The organism is Streptomyces sp. NPDC004752 (assembly GCF_053601275.1).
In genome coordinates this window covers 1-1,078 of record NZ_JBSGBN010000312.1, presented here as the reverse complement: position 1 = coordinate 1,078, position 1,078 = coordinate 1, and the positions used below count along the sequence as shown (strand labels likewise).

At 68.9% G+C, this 1,078-nt stretch carries 1 protein-coding gene; it reads left to right on the top strand.

The window, feature by feature from the left end:
* Window positions 1–127: 127 nt before the first annotated feature.
* Window positions 128–1,078 (top strand): IS1380 family transposase (locus ACWEKM_RS46600; protein WP_451627376.1); only part of this gene is annotated, 951 nt, incomplete at its 3' end.

Below are 1,078 nucleotides of genomic sequence, written 5' to 3'. Positions count from 1 at the left end.
CTCAGCCCGGATCCACCGGCTTGATGCCTGTGGATAGTTCTTCCGGAAACGAAGAAGTGCCTTGCGACCTGCGATGATGGGGTTTCTCTAGGACCACATCGGGCACGATCAGCAAGGCACTTCCGAGATGCAATCCTCCCATGCCGCGGCGGCGGTCTCGTCCGCGTTCGATGACCCGAACCTGATCGCGTACGGCGGACTGGAACCGGTGATCCGGCTGGCCGAGCGGTGCGGTCTGCCCGCGCTGGCCGGAGAGCACATCCGGCTGCCTGCCTCGAAGGACGGCACCGGGGCTTTCCCAGCGGCGAAGCTGATGTCGCTGGTGGGCGGCATGGTCGCGGGCGCGGACAGCATCGAGGACATGGACCGGCTGCGGCACGGCGCGATGGGCCGCCTGTTCACCGGGGTGCGGGCCCCGTCCACGCTGGGGTCGTTCCTGCGATCTTTCACGCACGGGCATGTGAAGCAACTGCACGCCGTGGCCCGCCGGTTCCTGCCCGAACTGGCCCGTCACACCCCGTTGCTGCCCGGCGCGGGCCAAGCCGCCTACGTGGACATCGACGACACCATCCGCCGCACCCACGGCTACGCCAAGCAGGGCACCGGATATGGATACAGCAAGGTCAAAGGGCTCAACGCGCTGCTCGGCGTCGTCTCCACACCGCTGGCCGCCCCGGTGATCGCCGCCACCCGGCTACGCAAGGGGCCCGCGAACTCCGCGCGCGGGGCGGCCGCCTTCGTCGCCGAGACCATCCGCACCGCCCGTGCCTGCGGCGCGAGCGGCCTGCTGGTGGTGCGGGCCGACTCCGCGTTCTACGGCGCCGACGTCGTGGGCGCCTGCCAGGCCCTGGGTGCCCGGTTCTCCGTCACGGTGCGGATGAACGCCTCCGTCAAGGCCGCCATCGCTCACATCGACGAGAACGCCTGGACGCCGATCAAGTACCCCAAGGCCGTCTGGGACGAGGAGGGCCAGTGCTGGATCTCCGACGCCGAGATAGCCGAGGTCCCCTACACTGCCTTCACTTCCAAGCCGAAGAAGCAGCAGGTCACCGCCCGTCTGATCGTGCGCCGCGTCAAG